Below are 19,661 nucleotides of genomic sequence, written 5' to 3'. Positions count from 1 at the left end.
AATGGGAGAAAAATCGATATCTTTCCCGCCCGTGATTGTCAGTTGATAATCACGGATTTGATAGCCGTTGCGGCCGAGTTCAATGGCAATTGTCGCAAGCGTCCACATAAGAAAGCCGTTCAAAGAAAAGATCACGGCAATGGAAGGAAGACTTCCTTTGCCAAGCAGCGAAATAGCGATCGGCACCCCGAGCTGAATGTTGTTGGAGAAAACGCCTGCCATTCCAAAAAGCGTCTGGCCGTCTCGGCTCAGGTGCAGGAACTTTTTCCAATAAAAAAGCCAATCGCAAAAACAATAAAACAGGAACCGAAGAAAGCTACGCCGATAAGCCAGTTCGGCGAAGGCAGATTCGGAAGATCGCTCATCAGGCGAAACAGCAGAATCGGGATCGTGACGGTAAAGGAAAACTTTGACAGAGCATTGCCGATATCAACAGAGACAAATTTAAAGCGGGCGAAGAGGTAGCCCAAACCAATGATGCAAAAGAGCGGGAGCGCCACTAAAAAGTTTTGTAAAAACATCTTTCCTCCATACTCCGAACGGGGCTCGGCAGCTCGGAAGTCATCGGATTCGAAGAAGATGAGGCGGTTTTTCCGACCTTTTTTAGTTATGACAATCTGAATATTATTGGAGCTCCCGCAATTATTTTGGGAGCTCCATTCTGAGATAAATCAATCAAAACACAGAACTACATTGCAAGGTAGGCTTGGCGCAGCATGTACATGCACAGCACGCAGAGCAGGCATGCAAAGATCTTTTTGAGCGGTTTTGTATCAATTGAATGAGCCACTTTTGCTCCGAGCGGCGCAAACAATACGCTGGTGACCGCGACAGAGAAAAGCGCCGGGATACAGATGTAGCCGAGCGTAATCGGCCAGCCCGGGAGATTCTCCACGTTCCAGCCGCTGACGATATAGCCCATGGTTCCGAAGAACGCGATCGGGAAGCCTAATGCCGCGCTTGTCGCCACAGCATTGTGCATTTTGACGTTGCACCAAACCATCCATGGAACGGAAATGAATCCGCCGCCCGCGCCGACTAAGGCAGAAAGCACACCGATGATGGTGCCCATGCCGAACTTACCGGCAGAGCCCGGAAGTTCTCGATCGGCCTTCGGAGGCTTGTTCATAAACATCTTGAATGCTGAAAAGCCGACGAATACGGAGAACAAAAGAGAAATCCAGAAGGTAGACAGGAAACCGGCAATTTGCGCACCGACCATTGCACCTACCAGAATGCCGGGTGCAACTGCCGCGACGACTTTCCAGAGAACCGCGCCTCTCTTATGGTGCGCTCTCACTGAAGAAAGAGAAGTAAAGGCGATCGTCGCCAATGATGTCGCGATCGCGACATGCACGATGTGCGTCTGAGGAATAACGCTGGTTGGGATGAGCATAATCAGGAACGGCGTGATAATAAGACCGCCGCCAATGCCAAGCAGTCCCGCCATAAAACCTGTAAAGCATCCGAGAAGAGCCATCAGGCCGATAGTTATTAAGTCCAATTCAGTCCTCTTGGTGGTTTGATAAGTATAAGAATTCAAAAAATATAGCGCTGAATCATGCAGCCAAACAAAATCGCACGAATGAAATCCGGGAACCTCAGTGCAATTACTGACTTAATTCAGCGCTAAACGCAGGGAATCTTCTTCCGACTTTAAGCTTCGTCAATGAGAATTTTTTGAATCGCGTTCCACTGTGCCTCGGTGACCGGTGTAATCGAAAGACGATTGCCTTTGCGAAGCACCGCCATATCAACACACTCCGGTATTGCGCGAAGGTCGGCAAGCGCAACAAGTTTTACCTTCTTCAGCACCTGAACATCGACCTGAACCCAGCGCGGCTTCTCCGGTGTCGCCTTCGGGTCGTAATACTCGTCATGATCGTCAAACTGCGTCGGATCGGGATAAGGTTTTGAAGCAATGCGCCCGATGCCGACGATCCCAGGCTCCTTGCACGAAGAGTGGTAGAACAGTACCGGATCATCAATCTTGCACTTGTCACGCATAAAGTTTCTTGCCTGGTAGTTGCGTACGCCGAACCAGCCGACTTTTGAGCCTTCCATGGTGAGTACATCGTCGACGGAAACTTCCGAGGGTTCCGATTTCATCAGCCAAGCATACGTATCAAAACCTGCCATAATTACCTTCCTAACTATTTGAAGCGCCTGTTATAACACAGCGGAAAAATCTGTTGTGTACGCACTGCGGGCCAACATTTTTGAAAGGAACAACCGGATGACCGATTCATCAATCCTTACCGCGGATCCCAAAAATACCGCGAAGAAATTAGAGACCTTCCGCTCAATCCGCCCGCTGGTGCACTGCATTACCAATGAGGTTGTTCAGGAGATTACCGCAAACGTTCTGCTTGCCGCAGGTGCGTCGCCCGCTATGGTCGTCGGCGAAGGAGAAACCGAACAGTTCGCTTCGATCGCGAATGCGGTTTCCGTCAATGTCGGAACACCGTACGAAAACCGTGTCGCCATTATGAAAAAAGCCGCGCGTGCCGCTTCAGAAGCAGGCAGACCCTGGGTTCTTGACCCGGTCGCGGCGGGCGGCATGCCGTGGCGGGACAAAATCATCTTTGAACTTCTGGAACTCGGACCCGCCGCAGTGCGCGGCAACGCCTCCGAAATCCGTTTTCTTGCGGGCGTCGGCACCGGAGGAAAAGGCGTCGATTCGCTGGACTCTTCCGAGCAGGCTGTTGAGGCGGCTAAAACCCTTGCTAAAAAATATAAAACTCTGGTTGTCGTCACCGGAGAAACCGATTACGCCACCGACGGCGAACGCGTATTGGCAGCCCGAGGCGGAAATCCGATGATCACACTGGTTGTGGGAACCGGCTGCTCGCTCTCCTCCCTGCTCGCCGGATTTATCGGCGCTAACGGCGCAAGTGTCGAGACCTGCATCGCCTGCTGCGATTACGTCAACCGAGCGGGCGAATTAGCCGCCGCCCGAGCCAAGGGACCCGGTTCATTCCACTGCGAATATCTGGACGCGCTTTGGCTTCTGCAGCCGGGGAACTTTTAAATGAAGAAAAAATTTGATCTGTCACTCTATCTGGTACTCGACGCCAATTTCTGCATGACACCCGACGGCATGGTGGAAACGACACGCAAAGCGATTGACGGCGGCTGCACCATCGTGCAGCTGAGAGCGCCCGAGTGGAAAAAGAAAAAAGTACTGGAAGCCGCCCGTAAATTAAAAGCGCTTCTGGAGCCCGAAGGCATTCCGCTCATCATTAACGATCATATCGACGTCGCGCTGCTTTCCAAAGCTGACGGACTGCATGTCGGACAGGACGATATCAGTCCGACAGATGCGAGAGCACTCCTTGGCAATAAAGCCGTCATCGGCCTTTCGATCGGAAGCGGAGAAGAAATGCGGGAAGCCGACCCTGAGGCCGATTACTTCGGCATCGGCCCGGTATACGCGACTCAAACCAAGAAAGACGCAGGCGCAGCAGTCGGGATTGAGGGGCTGAAAGAACTTTGCGCCATGACAGAAAAGCCGTGCGTTGCGATCGGCGGCATCAATCGCTCAAACGCGTTTAAATGCGTTGAAGCGGGCGCTGACGGCGTTGCCGTCGTTTCCGCGATCTGCGGCGCAGATGACCCGGAAGCGGCCGCCGCCGCAATTCTGCAGGAAGCGGACTTAGCCAAAAGAAGTTAACGGCTTCCTTTGGCGGCTCTGCGGTTCAGCCACGTCTGCAGACCAAAGGCTGCCAGAAGAATGACCAGCCAAGCGCCCATGAACATAAACGTCATGCGCATGCTGCTTTTTCTGGCGGCGGTCTGAACAAAGAGACCGTAGGCCGAACGAGCTTCTTCTAAAGTCGGCGAACAGATCAGAGGATTCTTCTGCGGATCGAACACCTCGGCGCGAATCGCCTGTGGTGTTTTTGCGTCACCCGTAATTTGGTATTTCGCGCAATAGTCTTTCAGCGTCTTGGTCTCAGTCGTCTGAATGTATTTCCAGTTGGCTTCCGCAAGCGCCTCTCCCTTTGAGTACGCGGTCATCGTGTCCCAGATGCACCAGGTGCCGCAAACCAGAAAAGATACTAAAAACCAAAGCTGCCAGCGAATTTTCATGTTTGTTCCGTTCGTGTCTGAAAGTTTTTCAGGCACGCAGAAAATATTTCAAAACTTTTCCAAGTGCCTTATTAGGGCAATGATCATACCTGTCCGATGATACGGTCGACTATGATGGCCTCACTATCGGTGTATGAAAGGAAATACCATTATGAAGAAAAATATCGCCGCTGTCGCAGCCCTCATCGCTGCCGCATCCCTTCTTTCTGCCGCACACGCGCAAACCCCTGAAACATCTGCTCCGGCTGCGTCTCAGGCAAGCGAAGCCGCACACAGCGCCGGCCAAACTGTCTCCGGCTGGTTTGACAAACTCTCCGACTCCGTCAAAAAAATCGGAGAAAAGAGCTCGGAATACGCTGATGAAGCTCAGAACTACACCACACAGCTGAAAGATCAGTGGCCCTCTATTAAAGAGAAGTTCAGTCAGGGCTGGCAGGAAAGCATGCAGAAAGGCAGCGAAGGCAAAGAAGCTATCCAGAAATGGATGAACGATACGTTCTCCAAAGAACGCATGGACAAAGCGGAAAGCTGGCTTGCCGACTTCAAGAACGGCGTCGAAGACAAAGTGGTTGATCCGCTCGTGCCTTATATCCTGACCATCCGTTATCCGAACCCGATGGACGAATGGAATCAGGGCTACAAACGTCTCTTCCCGGTTCAGGTCCAGGGCTTTGAGCAGCCTGTGGAACTGACGCTTCCGCTTTCTTGGAACCTGTCTCAGGATCTTTCTCTCGGACAGAATGAATTCATGAGCTTCAGAAGCGAATCGGGCAGCGGCAAGTATGTCGTCGCGCTCATCACGACACCGACCGGATCGACGGTCGACAGCCTGGTCGCGGGACTTCAGAAGAACAGAGCTGACGCCGTGACAGAAAAACTTCCCGACACTCAGATTGTGCGCGTCACCTATCCGGCGGTAAATGACAAAGACAACGCCGTGTATTACTACGCGATTCCGGTGGACGGAAAAGCGATGCTGCTCTGCGGAGAAGTTCTGAGATCGGACGGACAGAGCACGCAGCAGCTCAACGAAGCGCTTGCAGCTCAAAGCGACTTCTTTAACGCCGTTACGAAAAACGTATTTGTTAAACCCGCCAATTAAACAAAATTTTCCTGCAAAATGAAACAGCCCGACTCGTTCGGGCTGTTTCATTTTGCAAGGTAAAATTTCGATATTACTTTTGTCAGGAGCTGCGACATGGCCGGTCTCAATTCGCTTAACGTCTCACGTCCTCCGCTCAATCAGCGAGCTTCGGTGTTCATGCTCTGTTATGACCTTAAAAATTTCTCCCGCGTGGCAGAAGTTCTGCACATCTCTCAGCCGGCAGTCTCCAAGTCGATTAAAGCTTTTGAGGAACAGGTCGGCGTCAAGCTCTTTACCCGAACGAAGCCGCTTCAGCCGACGCCGGAAGCCGCGCTTCTTTATAACAAGCTGAGAGACATTACGAGTGATTTAAATGAATTCTTTGAGGAGCTCAGAATCCGCAGAGAAAACCTGCCCTCGCTTCGGCTCGGCATGCTTGAGAGTCTTTCGGTTACGCTCGGCGTCAGTCTCGCAAGGGAATTAAGAAAGGACCACGGCGATATCGCGATCACTTCCGGCAGCGCGAACGTTCTGATTCCGAGGCTTCAGAACCGCACCGCGGATTTGATTCTGACCAATAACCTCTACACCAACACCAAAGCGATCAGCCGCAAAAGAATTTTTGAAGAACCGACGCTTCTGATTTTTCCGAAAGGCTATCTCTCCAAACACAGAGTCCAGATTCAGGATTGGAAAGATCTGAAGCATCTGCCGCTGCCTTATATCGGCTATTGGAACGAGTGCGGCGCGGGTCAGGTCAATGAAATGTTTTTGCGAAGCAGAGGTATTTCTCTCATTCCGGATATCGCGGTCGACTGCAATATGCTGCTCACAACAATGGTTGCCGACGGTCTCGGCTGGGGCATGGCGCGTCCGACCGTCATTATGGAAAATCAGAATTTCAGTGACAGCCTGGATATCATTGCGTCTCCGGAACCAATTTTTTTCAGAGCGGTATATCTGATGTGGATCAGCAAGGAGTTTGATGCGGAAGCCTCTCGCCTTGCCAAACTCATCAAGAACCAAGTCGCAGCGGTACTCGCGCCAAAAATTAATGAAGTGCTTCCGGGCGTTACGCTCAATATTAATGTTGAGCATCAGGGCCTATAACAAACAAATTTTCATATTTAATCTAACCAAAAGTTTTGTTTCACTTAAATAAACTGAACTCAGTTTGAAGGGAATAGCAAGGTTTATTCGCTTACTGTTCCGATTTTTGACAACCGGGTGATTCACCTCGACCACTCAATACGGACGGCTCTAAGCCGTATTGAACCCTCCTTTGTCAGCGGCCGACTTCTTTCTCCTTTGAAGTCGGCACCTTTTTTTCTTGTTCGGACGGTCATTTTCTATGCCCGAGGACTAAAACACGCGGCCGCTCGAATTAAAATGGTGCTGGTTAATTTCTTTGCTTCAAATCCATACAAACGCCCGCTCTTCAGCTGGAAACGGCGGGTCACAGGAGAAAAAATGGCTGAAATTGTCAAGACTTCCATTAAGTCACTTCCTCTCGTCTACCGCGGCAAAGTTCGCGACAGCTATGCTGTCGGCGACGATAAGCTTCTGATTATTGCTTCCGATCGTATTTCCGCCTTTGACGTTATTCTCGGCGATCCGATCCCGAAAAAAGGCAAAATTCTTACTGCGCTGACTGACTTCTGGTTCAAGCAGCTTGACGGTATCGTTCCGAATCATCTCACCGGCATCAAGCCTGAAGACGTCGTCGAAGCCGACGAAGTCGATCAGGTTAAAGGACGCGCCGTTGTCGCCAAACGTCTGAAACCGATTTTGGTTGAATGCGTTGCCCGCGGCTATCTTTCCGGAAGCGGCTGGAAAGAATATCAGCAGACAGGTTCCGTCTGCGGCGTAAAACTTCCCGCCGGCCTGAAGCAGAGCGAAAAACTTCCCGAACCGATCTTCACTCCGGCCGGTAAGGCCGAAGCCGGTCAGCACGACGAGAACATCTCTTACGAAAAAGTCGTTGAGCTCTACGGCGAAAAGATCGCTTCTCAGATTCGCGACTACACACTCGCGCTCTACAAGAAAGCGGCTGACTATGCGGCCACAAAAGGCATCATCATCGCCGACACCAAGTTTGAATTCGGTCTGGACGAAGACGGCACGGTTGTGCTGATGGACGAAATCCTCACACCGGACTCTTCCCGCTTCTGGCCTGCCGACGAATACAAGGTCGGTCAGTCCGAACCGAGCTTTGACAAGCAGTTCATCCGCGACTGGCTGGAAACACAGCCCTGGAATAAGAAAGCGCCCGCGCCTGAAATTCCCGCCGATGTTCTGAAGAAGACCAGCGAAAAATACGAAGAGGCGCTGATTCGCCTCGCCGGCCACGGTGTTGAAGACTAAGTCTTCTGCCCTACTCATGAAACGCGCCGCAAGGCGCGTTTCGATTACTGACTAATTAGGAATTAACGATGACAGAAACAAAACCCGCAGTCGCTATCCTCATGGGCTCCAACTCCGATTGGGATGTCATGAAAAACGCCGCCGACATGCTGACGCAGTTCGGCGTTCCGTTTACCGCGAAAGTGGTTTCCGCGCACCGTATGCCGGATGAGATGTTTGAATTTGCAGAAAACGCCCGCAAGAACGGCTTTAAAGTGATTATTGCGGGCGCGGGCGGCGCAGCCCACCTTCCGGGCATGCTTGCCGCTAAAACCACGCTGCCGGTATGCGGTGTGCCGGTTCCGAGCCGCTACCTCAAAGGTCAGGATTCGCTTTATTCAATCGTCCAGATGCCCAAGGGCGTGCCGGTCGCGACCTTTGCCATCGGTGAAGCCGGTGCCGCAAACGCCGCGCTTTACGCCGTTCAGATTCTCTCCGTCACGGACGAAGCGCTTGCGGACAAATTAGCGGACTTCCGCCGCGCGCAGAATCAAAAAGCCCGCGACATGGTTCTTCCTCTTTAATTGACCCGAATATGACAGACAAACCTATTCTTCCGGGCAGCTGGCTCGGTCTTCTCGGCGGCGGTCAGCTCGGCCGCATGTTTGCTCAGGCAGCGGCGACGATGGGCTACCGCGTATGCGTGCTTGAGCCGGATCCGAACGCGCCCGCGGCCGTGGTCGCAGAAAAGCACATCTGCGCACCCTACACCGACGAGAAAGCGCTCGAAGAACTCGCTTCGCTCTGCCCGGCTGTGACAACGGAATTTGAAAACGTGCCTGCTCAGGCGCTTGAATTTCTGGCGTCCAAAGGCGTAAGAACTAGTCCCTGCGCAAACGCTGTACGCGTCACGCAGGATCGTTTTGATGAGAAGAACTTTATCCGCTCCGCGCTCTGCCCGGTAGCGCCGCATCTTCTGATTCTCTCCGATCATGACTGCGAAGAAGTCACGCCGGATTACTTCCCTGCGATTTTAAAAACCGCCCGTCTCGGCTATGACGGCAAAGGTCAGATCACAGTAAACGATAAGCGTGAACTTCTCAGCGCGTTTGAAAAACTCGGGCGCGTCCGCTGTGTTTTAGAAAAGCGACTGCCGCTTTTTAAAGAAGTGTCCGTTATCGCCGCGCGCAACCGCAAAGGTGAGGTGAGCGTTTATCCCGTCTGCGAGAATTACCACCGCAACGGTATTCTTGCGGTATCGATCATGCCCGCGCGCGTGGATAAAGAAATCGCGAAGAACGCCAGAGCGATTGCGGAAAGAATCATCAATAAGCTCGATTACGTCGGCGTTCTCTGCACCGAACTCTTTGTGCTTGCCAACGGTCAGCTTGTCGCCAATGAGCTTGCGCCGCGTCCGCACAATTCCGGTCACGCCACCATTGACGCCTGCGTCTGCAGCCAGTATGAACAGCAGGTGCGCGCGATGGCCGATCTGCCGCTCGGATCTTCCGAGCAGGTCAGCAAATCCGTCATGCTGAATCTTTTAGGAGATTTGTGGTTTGATGAGAACGAGGAGATTCGTGAACCGCACTGGGAAAGCGTATTAGACATTCCGGGGCTCAAACTGCATTTATACGGCAAGAAGCAGCCGAGACACGGTCGTAAAATGGGCCACATTACCTGTATCGCTTCAAGCGAAGAGGAAGCCATGTTTAAAGCCCAAATGGCGGCTCGCCTTCTCGGATTGGAGCTTCCGGAATAATCGATAAGCATGAAAAAAGAGCTTGAAAAAGCAGTTGAAGTGTTAAAGGCAGGCGGTCTCGTCGCAATCCCGACGGAGACCGTCTACGGTTTAGCGGCGGATGCGGAGAACGAAGCGGCGGTTAAAAGCATATACGCCGCTAAAAATCGTCCTGCGACGCACCCGCTGATCGTTCATGTCTGCGGCGCGGACGCGATCCCCTACTGGACAAAGGATGTTCCGAGCGACGTTAAAAAGCTTACGGACGCCTTTTGGCCCGGTCCGCTCACGATTGTGCTCAAGAAAAGCGAGAGAGCCAAGGACTTCGTCACGGGCGGCCAGGACACCGTCGCGCTGCGCTGTCCGTCGCATCCGCTCACGCACGAGCTGCTTTGCCTTTTTGATGAAGGCAAAGGAAAAGGCGTGGCCGCTCCGAGCGCCAACACGTTTGGAAAGATCAGTCCGACCACCGCTCAGCACGTTCGTGACGATCTCGGCGTCAAGCCCGAGGGCAAAACCGACTACATACTGGACGGCGGCGAATGCACCGTTGGTATTGAATCCACCATTCTGGATATGAGCGGCACAGAGCCCCGCATCCTGCGCGAGGGCGAAATCACCGCCGAGATGGTTTCCAAGGTCCTGGACAAACCGGTTATGCACGGCGCAATCGGCGCTTCTCCGCGCGTCTCCGGTTCTCTGAAGAGCCACTATGCGCCGGAACACGCGCTGAAGATTGTCGGCGCTGAAGATTTAGCGGGCGAAACGCAGTTTGCCGCGCGTCACTTCGAGACCTTTGCGCTGATCGCGCCGAAAGCGATTGCCGATCGCTTTGCCAAAGTCTGCGTGCGCGTCAAAGGCTACACAGATACGAAAGACCTTCAGGTCCATCTCTACAGCTGGATGCACGAACTGGACAAGTGCGGCGCGGATATGATTTTTGTGGTGGAACCCGAGTACAGCGAGACATCGGCCGGTGTTCTCGATCGTCTGAGCAGAGCGGCCGCTGATAAAAAACACTGAGCGAAAATCATGACTGAACAAACCGCTTCTGACCTTGTCAGACTTTCCAAACGAATGAGCGAATTAGGTCTCTCTTCCCGCAGAGAGGCAGATGAATGGATCGCCAAGGGCTGGGTCAAAGTTGACGGCCAAGTCGTCAACGAACTCGGCTCAAAGGTGCGCTCTGATCAGAAAATCGAAATCGATAGAAGAGCGAAGGAGCAGCAAAGCGAGCGCGTGACGATTATTTTGAATAAACCGCTCGGCTATGTTTCCGGGCAGGCCGAAGACGGGCATGAACCGGCCAAAGTGCTAATTCAGCCGAGAAACCGCTGGGCGGATGACAAAACCAAGCAGCGCTTCAACCCTGGACAGTTAAAGAGTCTTGTCCCCGCGGGAAGACTGGATATTAATTCCACAGGTCTGCTGGTGCTGACGCAGGACGGTCGAGTCGCCAAGCAGCTCATCGGTGAAAACAGCACCATCGAAAAAGAATACATTGTGCGTGTCGCGCAGACGAACGGAGCCCCTAACTCTGAGTTTCCGCAGGAAAAGCTTGCACTTTTAAACTTCGGTCTTGAATTAGACGGCAAGCCCCTTCAGAAAGCGGACGTCTCGTGGCTGAACGACGATCAGCTGAAATTCGTGCTGCGTGAAGGCAGAAACCGTCAGATCAGACGCATGTGCGATTTAGTCGGTCTTAAGGTGCTCGCGCTGAAACGCGTCCGCGTGGGCGGCGTCACGCTTGGCAAACTGCCTGTCGGGAAGTGGCGTTATCTTTCGGACTTTGAAAGTTTTGAAGCAAAACCCGGGCTGCGCCGTCGTCCGACAGGAAGCGCGCACCCAAGAAATAAAAACAACAGTTATCACCGCAAACCCAACCGAAGCGATAGAACCCGATGAATTTTTTCACTAGGCACGTCAGGCCCGAATGGGCGCTTGTCATGGTGACAGCGCTCTGGGGCGCATCCTTTATCCTTCTTTCCATCAGTCTTAAAGGACTTTCTCCGGCGCTTCTCGTAGCGCTTCGCTTTATCGGCGGCGCGCTTGTGATGGCGCTTATTCTGCGCTCAAGGCTTTTTAACCTTCGCAAGGAAGATTGGATCGCGGGTTTCAGCGCGGGATCCTGCATCTTTTTAGGCTATTTTCTGCAAACCGTAGGGCTGCAGACCATCTCGAGTTCAATTTCCGCCTTTTTGACCGCGCTATATGTGCCTTTTGTTCCGCTCTTTCAGCTGATACTTTTCCGCAAGCGCCCGGGACTTATTGTTTCCTGCGGCATTCTGAGCGCGTTCCTCGGCATGATTCTCATCATGGATCCGAGCCGAATTTCCTTTAGCGGGAACTTTGGAGAATGGATCACAATCGCAAGCGCCTGCTTCTGCGCGCTTGAGATATTGGTGCTGAGTCATTTTGCCAACAAGTGCGATCCGATGCTGTTCTGCTTTACGCAGCTTTCCACGGTTGCGATGTGGAGCACGCTTTACTGCCTTACGTTTGAGGATATTCGTTTTGCGCCGACCGGCGCCACGTTTATCTGTCTGGCGATTCTGATCGGCATGATCGCGTTTAACCAGTTCGCGATGAGCTGGGCGCAAAAGAGCGTGTCGGCAACAAGGGCTGTACTGATTTACACGCTGGAACCGGTTTTTGCAGGCCTAATCGGCTGGCTCGTCGGAGAACACATGGGCTGGAACACGCTTGCAGGCGGCACACTGGTCGTACTCAGCATTTTGGTCAGTTCATGGCTTCCGGGCTATCTTAAAAGCCGCAAGCGTCTTAATCCGAGCGAGGCCTCATGAACAAAGCGCCTGTCGGAGTTTTTGATTCGGGACTTGGCGGTCTTTCTGTGATGAAAGCGATTCGCTCGCTGATGCCCAATGAAGACCTGCTCTATTTCGCAGACTGCGCCTATGCGCCCTATGGGGATCGATCCTCGCAGTACATTATCGAGCGCTCGGAAAGCATTACACGGGAGCTTCTGCTGCGCGGCGTGAAAGCGCTTGTCGTTGCGTGCAACACTGCGACCGCAACTTCGGTCAATGACCTGAGATCAAAGTTCTCGCTTCCGATTATCGGTATTGAACCAGCGGTTAAGCCCGCGGCCGCCGCCTCCAAAACCCGAGCGATCGGCGTCCTTGCCACCACACGAACGCTGACGAGCGAACGTTATCGAGATTTAGTGAAGCGTTACGCTCAGGACTCGATTAAAGTTGTTTCCGTGCCGTGTCCCGGTCTTATGGAGTGCGTTGAAGCCGGAGCTTGGGAGAGCCTGCATACGCTTTCGCTGATTCATAAGTATCTGGAGCCGATTCGCAGAGCAAATGCCGATCAGATTGTGCTCGGATGCACGCATTATCCGTTCCTCACTAAGCAGATCCAAGCGCTTGCGCCTGCCGGCATTACGATTATTGATCCGAGTCTTGCGGTGGCCAAAGAGCTTCGGCATCAGCTGTCGCTAATTGACGGGCTGAACGAAACAGATCATGAAGGCTCGGAGCGCTTTCTTATCAGCGGAGAGGCCGAAAACCACCGCAGTGTTGTTGAGCTCTTGTGGAATCGTCCAGTACAGCTTGAAAGCATTAGAGACTGAACCGAACCGGCGTTCCGTTCATTGACATCTACAGGGAAGTTGTCTGTTTTTTTAGCTGACTCGAGCGAATAGTTCCAGCGGAAACCTCTGCGGCTTGCTTCGCATTCCGGTTGCACAACCGCAAATTGAAGTTGCTCGTATTACCGAATTGCTCTTTAGCGTATTCTCGCTAATATGCACCTATGAAGATTTATGTGCGCCTTATTCTCATGATATCGGTCCCTCTATTTGCAGGGCTGGCTCATGCGTCTAACAACAACACTATTACGATTGGAACCGTTCGAACTCTCGATACGTCGTTCTACATTCATACTTTTGGCCCGACGCTGTTAAATCTTCGCTCTAAGCATCCAGATCTGATATTTAAGACCCGAGAATTCAAAGATTATGACTCAATGGTTCTGGCAGCTGAAAACAACGAACTTGATTTTTTCATGACATCTGCCGGAATGGCTGCATACTTGGAGAGAATCGAAAAGGCGCGCGCGATAGCGACCCGAACACACCCCAGGGCTACGATTCCCAGAGAATCCGTAGGAGCCGCTTTCATCAGTCGTTCTGATAGGAATGACATCCGCACTTTAGCTGATTTGAAAGGCAAAAAAATAGCGGCTTACTCGGATGAAGGTTTTGACTGGTATCTAGCGCTCAATGAACTCGTAAGACTCTACTCAGACATAAAAGAAATTGAAAAACACACTGTCTTCACCAATCACGAGTTCCCTGATGTAATTGCACGAGTCGCAAATGGAGACGTTGATATCGGGATCCTTAGTGCCTGCGAGGTGGAAGACCTTCTTAAAAATGAAAGTTTTTCTTCTAAAGATTTCAAAGTCATTGGGCCAAGAAAATCGGCATCTTTAAAGTGTCTGCACAGCACTGATCTCTATCCGGGCATTGTTGTCGGCGCGTTTGCTCACACCGATCCTAATAAAGCAAAGCTTCTAGCCTCTTCACTTCTGAGCATGCCGCCTAGCCGCGACGCCTACAGCTGGAGCATTGCTAATAATTATCAAGACATTGAAAGCCTATTTCGCAAGCTAAAAATAAAACCGTTTTACAACCCGACGCTTGAATCGGTGTGGGACGAATACAAGAACTTTGTGTATGCTGCAATCGTTTTGATCATTCTGTTCATTATTCACTACCTCAGAACAGAACAGCTTGTTCGCATTCGAACAGAACAGCTTCGAACTGAGATCCAAAAGAAAGTTCAGCTCCAGAAAGAAGCTTCTGCAGTCCGGGACAAGCTTAACCGAGCCGAGCGCTCAGGCATCATCTCTCAGCTCTCCTCTATCGTTGCGCATGAAGTGAATCAGCCCTTGGAAGCAATCATCAATTACTCTGCCTGCCTCAGCAAGTACGTTGAAAACAATTACCGGGAGGATAAAACAGCTTCGGAAATTTCAAACCGAGTGGCTGACTCTGCGGCCCGCGTCGCTGCGATCATTGATAAAGTCAGAAGCTACGCAAAAAAGAAAGAAAGCGAAAAAATTGTCCTGTCCCTCACTCAGACGCTAAAAACTACAATTAATGAGTTTCAGCACGCGGATTACGGTACGGACATCAAGTTTGAGCCGGATCTGGGCAATAAGGAAATCCTTGTCGAGGCTGAGCCGCTTGAACTTAAACTGCTCTTTTCAAACCTTTTCAGAAATGCGAAGGAAGCTATGGAGTCAGAGGAAGAAAAGGTCATCTCAGTCATGCTCCGGCAGACTCCCGATGGAAAGGCGGAAATCCGAATTTCCGATCGGGGACGCGGCCTGCAGGAAAGCGACCTGCCAAAATTAACTTTGCCTCTCTTTACAAGAAAGCCTCAAGGCACCGGTCTTGGGCTGTCCATTTGCCGCCAAATCGCAGAATCTCACGGCGGTCATTTGGAATTTGAAAAGACTGCGGAAAACGGACTAATTGTCAAAGTCTTCCTACCAACGGTTAAAGGAAATATAAATGCTTGACCCGATCATACGCATTGTGGACGATGAAAAAGAAGTACGGGATTCTCGAAGTTTTCTTCTCAGACTGAACGGCTGGAATACCGTTTGCTATGAGGATGGTCTGGAATTTTTAGAGCATGACGATTTTGAACGTCCGGGGTGCGTCATACTGGATTTGCGCATGCCGAAACTAACCGGCCTTGAAGTGATGTTGGAACTTAAGCGCAAAGGCGCAGCCCTTCCGATTGTCTTCGTAACAGGACACGCCGATGTCGATTCCGCGGTACTCGCATTCAAAGAAGGAGCCTTTGACTTTCTGAAGAAACCGATTAAACCTGAAATACTGCTTGAGACCGTAAAAAAACTTTCAGACTACTGCGTCAGAGATTGGGAGGAGAAAGCATCTAAGCAGCACTGCAGTAACTTGATTGAAGGATTGACGGCTCGGGAAATGTCTGTCGCGCATCTTGTTATTTCCGGACTCAGCAATAAAGAAATTGCCGCGGAGCTTGATCTTGCCGAGCAGTCCGTCAAAATTTATCGAAGTAATTTATGCCACAAACTGAACGTAAAAAACGCGCTTGAGCTGAAGGCTCTATTTGACGCTGCGGGCGTCCTTGATAATGATAAGTACGACCCGAAATTCTTCACTAAGACACTCATTTTGAAATAAACATGCGTCGCCGGCAAACTCTCTTTTTTCCTGCCCTTCTTTTTACTCAGTCCTGCTTAGGCACTTGGGCTAAAGCGTCATTTCGCGCTCCTGACGTTATCGTCATTGGAGCCGGTGCAGCCGGCCTTGCCGCAGCCTGTACCGCTGCTGAAAACGGAGCAAAAGTTCTTGTATTAGAGAAGAACAAAGAGATCGGAGGCAACACATGGATCGGAGGCGGCTACTTCAACTTCGTCAGTCCGGAAGACAAAACAGACAGCCCACAGAATTTCTATCTTGATATTATCGAGGAAGGCGGGTCTTCTGCTGATCCGGCACTTGCTAAAGTTCTCGCTTTTGAATCGTACGAAGTCATGCTTTGGCTGAAGAGCCTTGGGATGAACTTCGTCAAAAGTTCTGTTGCCAGTTTCGGAAACAGCAGGCCTCGCTCGGCACGACCGTCAGGATATGAGGGCGACGGATACATTCGAACACTGAGCTTGTACGCTCGGCAGCTCGGTGTCGAAATCATCACTGCCGCGGATGTTATCAAGCTCATTACTCGCAAAGGCTCAATCTGCGGTGTTCAGGCACTCATTGAAAGAAAACTCACTGAAATTTCGGCATCAAAATCAGTCATCCTTGCTTCAGGCGGTTTTGCCTCCAATGAGAAAATGATCCGTCAGTACGCTTCTGAATTTGCTGATCTGCCGTCCATAAGCCTCAAAAGCGCAGACGGAAAGATGATTGAAGCGGCACAGGACATCGGCGCCGCCGTGACGCTCATGGACAAAGTTTTCTGCATGGTCGGGACCCGGCGAGGCGGTCAATTCAGAGGACGCCTGCACGGTGACAATGCCCGCTACATTCTTGTCGATCACCGAGGCAAACGCTTCATCAGAGAAGATGCCGGAATGACTGAAATACAAGACAAGATCCTCTCCCTTCCTGAAAAAGAAGCGTTTCTAATTACAGATGATGACAACTTTAGGAGCTACAGCCCTACTATTCAGAGAGACAGTATTCGGGCCGTCGAGACCGGTGATATCGTCTGCTCGCTGACCCTTGAAAACCTAGCCAAACAGCTTAATATCTCTGCCCACGAATTAAAAAAGACGATTGATGAATACAACGGCTTCGTCAGACAAAAGTTTGATCCTCTTGGCAAAGCAAAAGGACAACTCCTGCACGAACTTCGCACGGCTCCTTACTGGGCCGCATTCGCAGTCATGAACGTTTGCTATACGGTAGGCGGTCTTCGCATCAATAACCGTGCACAGGTGCTCGACAAGCAAGGCGAGCCTATCCACGGACTTTATGCAGCCGGAGAAATCACCGGAGGCGTTCACGGCCAATCCAGACTCAGCGGAAACGGATTGACGGATGCACTCGTCTTCGGCCGAAAATCAGGGAAAACCGCATCCTCACCATAAACTTTTGTATATAGTTTACGTCCTGAGTTTTGAGAATAATCGTTCTGTCAACACTCAATTCTTGGAGAAAAAATGAAAAGACTGCTTACTCCCACAGCCGCGGCATTACTGTTCATATTCGGATTTACTGCTTCAGCTGCAGACGGAACATTTGAAGGAGAGGCTCAGGGCCACAACGATGCAATTCACGTCGCTGTCACTGTTGAAAAGGGTCATATCAAGGACGTCAAAATCCTTAAAAACTTTGAATCTCCCGGCGTTTCCGATCTTCCTAAAGCTTTTATTCCTAAAGCCATCGTTGATCATCAGACACTGAAAGTTGACCGCGTATCCGGCGCAACTTTCACATCTATGGGTATTCTAAGTGCTGTTTCCGACGCACTTAAGAAAGCCGGTCTTGATCCTGCACAATTCCGCAAAGGCGAGGCAGTTAAATACGCCGTATCAGTTCCTGCTAAATCTGAAGCTGACGTTGTCATCGTTGGCGGCGGCGGGGCCGGTATGTCTGCAGCTGTTGCCGCAGCGCGCAAAGGAGCCAATGTCATTGTTCTTGAGAAAATGCCGTTCCTCGGTGGTAATACCATTCTCGCCGGAGGTGCTCTGAACGCTGCCGATGAAGCGCTTGAAAGCAAGCAGAAGATGTCTGAAGGACAGATGAAACTCGTAGAGGATGTCCTAAAAGATAAGCCTAGAAGCGAACTTCACAAACAACTTCAGACCAAAATATCCGCTGACTACAACGCTTGGATTAAAGCTCACCCGGGGGTTCTTTTTGACAGTCCCGAATTCCATGCTCTTCAGACTTGGAAAGACGGTGATTATGAAGCCGATCTTGATCTGATCTATGAAATGACGAAACACGCCCCCGAAACGGTTGTTCGTCTTTCGAAAATGGGCCTTGAGTGGCACCCGTATACCAGCCAGTACGTCGGCGCTCTCTGGCCTAGAAGCCATGACGCTGCGAACTATCACAGCGGCTTAGGCTATCTCAATACCTACCGAGATACGATAGATAAAGAAAAACTCCCCGTTAAGGTCTACTACATGACTCGTGCTAACGAGCTGATCAAAGATAACGGTCGAGTCGTCGGTGTTAAGGCTAAAGATGGTCAAGGCAAAAACGTCGAGGTCCTTGCTAAGAAAGGTGTTGTTTTAGCAACAGGCGGTTTCGGAGCGAATATCGAAATGCGCATGAAATACGACCAGCTTTGGGACGGCAAGCTTGACAAGCGCATCGGTACAACTAACAGCCGCGCGATTACCGGTGACGGCATTCCGATGGCAGAGAAAGCCGGTGCCAAGTTAGTCGGCATGGGTTATATCCAGCTGCTTCCGGTTACTGATCCAACCACCGGTCAGACGATCGCAACCTGTGAAGGTACAGCACTTTACGTTAACAACGAAGGCAAACGATTTGTCAACGAAATGGAACGTCGAGACGTCCTTTCGAAAGCTGCGATTCAGCAGCCCGGCGGGACATTCTGGAGAATGTGCACGGTTAAAAACGCTCGGGTGAAAGACGGCCTTACTGTTCACGGACTGTCCGTAGACAGCCTCATCAAAGCCGGCAAACTGGTCAGAGGTGAAACTGTCGAAGAGCTCGCGAAGAAGACAAACATCGATCCTAAGGTCCTGAAAAAGACCTTTGATGAATTCAACAGCTTCTGCCGCGGCGAAAGAAAAGATACGGAATTCAATCGTCCGTCGTGCTCTCCGACGATTCCGATGTATGAAGGTCCGTACTATGCGGAACCCCGCAAACCGTCCGTACACCACACCATGGGAGGCGTCGCGATTAACACGAACGCTCAAGTTCTGGATGCAAACGGGAAACCGATTCCAGGCCTTTACGCCGCAGGTGAAGTCACCGGAGGTCTGCACGGCAAGAACCGCATCGGCGGAAATGCTATCGCTGACGCTCTGACATTTGGCAACATCGCAGGTATCTCTGCCAGCCAGAATAAATAAAGCTGATTTTTAGCAGCTCATCGGGGAAAGCCGCTATTTGGCGGCCTTCCTCTTGCACACTGACGGCATTTCCTTGACGAGAGAAACAAAGCTAAAGCACTGCGGTTCAGCTGCTATTACTCACTGCCCGTCTTTTACTTCAATCATCTCCGTCAGGATCAAAGCGGCAGAATTTAACTCCTTATTTTTTAAACTTGCGAGAAGCTTCTCGCAGAGATCCGCCCGTTTTTCAAAAAATTCCTTCGGCTTCTCTTTGATCAGATGCTTGGTTGATTTGAAATAGGTCCGCACAACACCGGCAAACACTTCCATCACTCGATTGCCGCAGCTGTGCAGCATGAGCAGATGAAATTCCATGAGAAACGCATCGGCCTTTAGCGGATCTTCCGAGTAAAGCCGTATGTTCTGAGCAAGCTGTCTCATCTGGGCCTGAATCGCAGGAGTAAGCCGCTGAATCACAAAAGGAATGACTGCAAGCTCAATCATCAGCCGCGCCTCGTTAAATTCTTCTTCATCAAATCCTGCAAGCTTCAATTGCTCCAGAATGTTATACGTCATGTCATTTGTCGCGAGCCTTTTAATGATGGTTCCACGCTTCTTCTGACGCTCAACCACACCCATCTGTACCAGAAGATCCAAGGCCTGACGCACTTTATAGCGCGTCAAATGAAGATTAGCGATCAGTTCATCTTCTCCGGCGACTTTGTCGCCGGGCTGAGGATGTGTTCTAAAAATATAACGCTCGACCTTGAGAAATTCTTCTGATTTTGGAGACAGCGGCATCATTTACTCCTGTTATCAGACCATTCTAATTGC

At 51.1% G+C, this 19,661-nt stretch carries 20 protein-coding genes and 1 pseudogene; 15 read left to right on the top strand and 6 right to left on the bottom strand.

The features are described 5' to 3' along the window. The 4 genes and pseudogenes from NFR90_RS07025 to NFR90_RS07010 all read right to left on the bottom strand — a co-directional run. Window positions 1-222 (bottom strand): annotated as a pseudogene (locus NFR90_RS07025) (hypothetical protein); the annotation flags it as partial. A 26-nt stretch (window positions 223-248) separates the two neighbouring features. Continuing rightward, window positions 249-521 carry an AEC family transporter gene (locus NFR90_RS07020; protein WP_251451782.1) on the bottom strand — a complete coding sequence of 91 codons (273 nt, stop codon included), beginning with the start codon at window positions 519-521 and terminating at the stop codon, window positions 249-251. 167 nt (window positions 522-688) lie between these two features. Next, window positions 689-1,480 (bottom strand): sulfite exporter TauE/SafE family protein, encoded by a 792-nt coding sequence (locus NFR90_RS07015; protein ID WP_202074555.1) that lies wholly within the window; start codon window positions 1,478-1,480, stop codon window positions 689-691. A 176-nt stretch (window positions 1,481-1,656) separates the two neighbouring features. Then, window positions 1,657-2,139, bottom strand: a complete 483-nt coding sequence (locus tag NFR90_RS07010) for an EVE domain-containing protein (RefSeq protein ID WP_251451779.1) — start codon at window positions 2,137-2,139, stop codon at window positions 1,657-1,659. Between the two features lie 97 nt (window positions 2,140-2,236). Here NFR90_RS07010 and thiM point away from each other — a divergent pair, with 97 nt between their 5' ends. Further along, the gene (thiM, locus tag NFR90_RS07005) at window positions 2,237-3,031 is read left to right on the top strand and encodes a hydroxyethylthiazole kinase (RefSeq protein ID WP_251451776.1); all 795 of its coding nucleotides are present in this window, start codon (window positions 2,237-2,239) and stop codon (window positions 3,029-3,031) included. After that, a complete protein-coding gene (thiE, locus tag NFR90_RS07000) occupies window positions 3,032-3,673 on the top strand; it encodes a thiamine phosphate synthase (RefSeq protein ID WP_251451773.1) in 642 nt (213 codons plus the stop codon). On the opposite strand, the gene NFR90_RS06995 is transcribed toward thiE, so the two are convergent. Continuing rightward, the gene (locus NFR90_RS06995) at window positions 3,670-4,092 is read right to left on the bottom strand and encodes a hypothetical protein (RefSeq protein WP_160335092.1); all 423 of its coding nucleotides are present in this window, start codon (window positions 4,090-4,092) and stop codon (window positions 3,670-3,672) included. The two genes, thiE and NFR90_RS06995, sit on opposite strands and share 4 nt — an antisense overlap. A gap of 151 nt (window positions 4,093-4,243) precedes the next feature. Between NFR90_RS06995 and NFR90_RS06990 the strand changes: the two genes are divergently transcribed. From NFR90_RS06990 to NFR90_RS06925, 13 genes are all read left to right on the top strand, one after another. Further along, on the top strand, window positions 4,244-5,194 hold the full coding sequence (locus NFR90_RS06990; protein WP_251451770.1) for a hypothetical protein: 951 nt from the start codon (window positions 4,244-4,246) through the stop codon (window positions 5,192-5,194). Window positions 5,195-5,290: 96 nt separating this feature from the next. Next, a complete protein-coding gene (locus NFR90_RS06985; protein ID WP_251451767.1) occupies window positions 5,291-6,286 on the top strand; it encodes a LysR family transcriptional regulator in 996 nt (331 codons plus the stop codon). 360 nt (window positions 6,287-6,646) lie between these two features. Continuing rightward, entirely contained in the window at window positions 6,647-7,540 is an 894-nt protein-coding gene (locus NFR90_RS06980) for a phosphoribosylaminoimidazolesuccinocarboxamide synthase (protein WP_160335089.1), read from the top strand. Window positions 7,541-7,608: 68 nt separating this feature from the next. Then, window positions 7,609-8,103 (top strand): 5-(carboxyamino)imidazole ribonucleotide mutase, encoded by a 495-nt coding sequence (gene purE, locus NFR90_RS06975; protein WP_160335088.1) that lies wholly within the window; start codon window positions 7,609-7,611, stop codon window positions 8,101-8,103. Between the two features lie 11 nt (window positions 8,104-8,114). Further along, complete coding sequence (locus NFR90_RS06970; protein ID WP_251451763.1) at window positions 8,115-9,281, top strand: 5-(carboxyamino)imidazole ribonucleotide synthase; 1,167 nt, start codon at window positions 8,115-8,117, stop codon at window positions 9,279-9,281. Window positions 9,282-9,290: 9 nt separating this feature from the next. Further along, window positions 9,291-10,283, top strand: a complete 993-nt coding sequence (locus tag NFR90_RS06965; RefSeq protein ID WP_251451760.1) for an L-threonylcarbamoyladenylate synthase — start codon at window positions 9,291-9,293, stop codon at window positions 10,281-10,283. Window positions 10,284-10,292: 9 nt separating this feature from the next. Beyond that, a complete protein-coding gene (locus tag NFR90_RS06960; protein WP_251451758.1) occupies window positions 10,293-11,165 on the top strand; it encodes a pseudouridine synthase in 873 nt (290 codons plus the stop codon). Then, window positions 11,162-12,064 (top strand): DMT family transporter, encoded by a 903-nt coding sequence (locus tag NFR90_RS06955; protein ID WP_251451755.1) that lies wholly within the window; start codon window positions 11,162-11,164, stop codon window positions 12,062-12,064. Before NFR90_RS06960 ends, NFR90_RS06955 begins: the two co-directional genes overlap by 4 nt. Beyond that, window positions 12,061-12,855 carry a glutamate racemase gene (gene murI / locus NFR90_RS06950; protein ID WP_251451752.1) on the top strand — a complete coding sequence of 265 codons (795 nt, stop codon included), beginning with the start codon at window positions 12,061-12,063 and terminating at the stop codon, window positions 12,853-12,855. Before NFR90_RS06955 ends, murI begins: the two co-directional genes overlap by 4 nt. 182 nt (window positions 12,856-13,037) lie before the next feature. Continuing rightward, window positions 13,038-14,813 (top strand): sensor histidine kinase, encoded by a 1,776-nt coding sequence (locus tag NFR90_RS06945; RefSeq protein ID WP_251451749.1) that lies wholly within the window; start codon window positions 13,038-13,040, stop codon window positions 14,811-14,813. Further along, complete coding sequence (locus NFR90_RS06940) at window positions 14,806-15,465, top strand: response regulator transcription factor (RefSeq protein WP_251451746.1); 660 nt, start codon at window positions 14,806-14,808, stop codon at window positions 15,463-15,465. Before NFR90_RS06945 ends, NFR90_RS06940 begins: the two co-directional genes overlap by 8 nt. 2 nt (window positions 15,466-15,467) lie before the next feature. Then, window positions 15,468-16,877, top strand: coding sequence for an FAD-dependent oxidoreductase (locus NFR90_RS06935; RefSeq protein ID WP_251451731.1), 1,410 nt, complete (start codon window positions 15,468-15,470; stop codon window positions 16,875-16,877). Window positions 16,878-16,949: 72 nt separating this feature from the next. Continuing rightward, window positions 16,950-18,845 (top strand): flavocytochrome c, encoded by a 1,896-nt coding sequence (locus NFR90_RS06925; RefSeq protein ID WP_277612802.1) that lies wholly within the window; start codon window positions 16,950-16,952, stop codon window positions 18,843-18,845. A gap of 120 nt (window positions 18,846-18,965) precedes the next feature. Here the strand turns inward: NFR90_RS06925 and NFR90_RS06920 are convergent, their stop codons facing one another. Beyond that, a complete protein-coding gene (locus NFR90_RS06920; RefSeq protein ID WP_251451728.1) occupies window positions 18,966-19,628 on the bottom strand; it encodes a FadR/GntR family transcriptional regulator in 663 nt (220 codons plus the stop codon). Window positions 19,629-19,661: the final 33 nt, after the last annotated feature.

This window comes from Parasutterella muris, assembly GCF_943193095.1.
Taxonomy (GTDB): Bacteria; Pseudomonadota; Gammaproteobacteria; order Burkholderiales; family Burkholderiaceae_F; genus Parasutterella; species Parasutterella muris.
This window is presented reverse-complemented; position numbering and strand designations above follow the sequence as displayed.